This is a genomic window from Bradyrhizobium sp. 31Argb (genome assembly GCF_043638955.1).
Classification (GTDB): domain Bacteria; phylum Pseudomonadota; class Alphaproteobacteria; order Rhizobiales; family Xanthobacteraceae; genus Bradyrhizobium.
In genome coordinates this window covers 1-2,213 of sequence record NZ_JBEGDB010000524.1, presented here as the reverse complement: position 1 = coordinate 2,213, position 2,213 = coordinate 1, and the positions used below count along the sequence as shown (strand labels likewise).

Here is a 2,213-nt window from a genome sequence, read left to right as displayed (position 1 = left end):
AAGCTCGCGCCAAACTCGGCCGCGCCTATCCAGCCACCCCCAAAGAGTCAAAATCACTGTGATAGACCACTAGTCGCGTTCCGTCATTCGGGGATGGTCCGAAGGACCAGACCCGGAATCTCGAGATTCCGGGTTCGATGCTGCGCATCGCCCCGGAATGACAGCCCAAAGCAGGACACGTATTCATGTCCGTGACCACACTATCTCCCCGAGGCATCGCGCTGCGCCAGCCGAACTGGTTCGCGCGCCTGCTCGACTACAAGCCGTTCCTGATCGTCGTGTGCCTTGCGCCGGCGATCGGGCTACTCGCCGTGTTCCTCACCTATCCGCTCGGGCTCGGCGTCTGGCTCGCCTTCACCGACACCACGATCGGGCGGCGCGGCATCTATGTCGGGCTGGAGAACTTCCAGTACCTGCTCAGCGATCCCCTGTGGTGGGGCGCGGTGTTCTACAGCGTCTTCTATACGGCCGTCGCGACCTTCGGAAAATTCGCACTCGGCTTCTGGCTCGCGCTCTTGCTCAACAACCACTTCCCGTTCAAGAGCATCCTGCGCGCCATCGTGCTGCTGCCATGGATCGTGCCGACCGTGCTGTCGGCGCTGGCATTCTGGTGGATCTACGATCCGCAATTCTCGATCATCTCCTATCTGCTGGTGGACGTGCTGCACTGGCGCTCGACCAATATCGATTTTCTCGGTTCGGCCTGGCCGGCGCGGTTCTCGCTGATCGCCGCCAATATCTGGCGCGGCATCCCGTTCGTGGCGATCTCGCTCTTGGCGGGCCTGCAGACGATCTCGCCCTCGCTCTACGAGGCGGCGATGCTCGACGGCGCCTCGTCCTGGCAGCGCTTCCGCTACATCACCTTCCCGATGATGATGCCGATCCTCGCCATCGTGATGACGTTCTCGATCATCTTCACCTTCACCGATTTCCAGCTCGTCTACGCCATCACCCGCGGCGGGCCGGTGAATTCCACGCACCTGCTCGCGACGCTGGCGTTCCAGCGCGGCATCGCCGGCGGCGAACTCGGCGAGGGCGCGGCGATCGCGGTGTCGATGGTGCCGTTCCTGGTGTTCGCGACACTGTTCAGCTATTTCGGCCTGGCCCGGCGCAAATGGCAGCAGGGAGAGAGCGATGACTGACGCAGCCGCGCAACCAACCAACGTCGCAAGCGCAGGGCCCGACACCATGGCGTGGGACTCCCGCGCGCGGCGGATGATGATGATCTATCTGCCGCTCGCCTGCTTCGTCATCATCCTGCTGTTCCCGTTCTACTGGATGGCGGTGACCGCGTTCAAACCGAACGCGGAGCTGCTGAACTACAAGGAGCACAACCCGTTCTGGATATCCTCGCCGACGCTGGCGCATATCCAGCACCTCCTGTTCAACACCGCCTATCCGCGCTGGCTGAAGACGACGATGCTGGTGGCGATCGGCTCCACCTTCCTGTCGCTGCTCGCGAGCACGCTTGCGGCCTACGCGATCGAGCGGCTGCGCTTCCGCGGCAGCCCCTATGTGGGCCTCGGCATCTACCTCGCCTATCTGGTGCCGCCGTCGATCCTGTTCATTCCGCTCGCGACTGTCGTGGTGCAGTTCGGCCTGTTCGACAGTCCCCTGGCGCTGATTCTGGTCTATCCGACTTTCCTGGTGCCGTTCTGCACCTGGCTGCTGATCGGCTATTTCAAGTCGATCCCCTATGAGCTCGAGGAATGCGCGCTGGTGGACGGCGCAACACGGCTGCAGATCCTGCGGCGAATCACGCTGCCGCTGGCCGTGCCCGGGCTGATCTCGGCCGGCATCTTCTCGTTCACGCTGTCATGGAACGAGTTCATCTACGCACTCGCCTTCATCCAGAGCAGCGCCAACAAGACCGTGCCGGTCGCGATCCTGACCGAGCTCGTCTCCGGCGACGTCTATCAATGGGGCGCGCTGATGGCGGGCTCGCTGCTCGGCTCGTTGCCGGTCGCGATCTTCTACTCGCTGTTCGTGGACTATTACGTCTCCTCGCTCACCGGCGCGGTGAAGGAATAGCGCTCTATCGCAGCGAGAGTGTAGCCCGGGTGGAGCCAACGGGTCGCGCGAACGCGCGCCCGATGACAGGCTCCGCGCAACCCGGGGCATCTGCGTCAACGTCTACTGAAGTGCACCCTTATCGTGAGACACGATAATCAGGGACAGGAGCCCGCCGCTTGAGGCGGCAGGGCGGGTTGATG

2 protein-coding genes are annotated in these 2,213 nt (G+C 63.1%); both read left to right on the top strand.

Translation table 11 applies throughout. The annotated features are described in order from the left end of the window. The first annotated feature begins 185 nt into the window (after positions 1-185). Positions 186-1,142: a carbohydrate ABC transporter permease gene (locus tag AAFX91_RS40960; protein ID WP_130583112.1), complete on the top strand. Its 957-nt coding sequence runs from the start codon at positions 186-188 to the stop codon at positions 1,140-1,142. After that, positions 1,135-2,031: a carbohydrate ABC transporter permease gene (locus tag AAFX91_RS40955; protein ID WP_394570269.1), complete on the top strand. Its 897-nt coding sequence runs from the start codon at positions 1,135-1,137 to the stop codon at positions 2,029-2,031. The genes AAFX91_RS40960 and AAFX91_RS40955 overlap by 8 nt, the downstream gene beginning before the upstream one ends. The last annotated feature ends 182 nt before the right edge of the window (positions 2,032-2,213 follow it).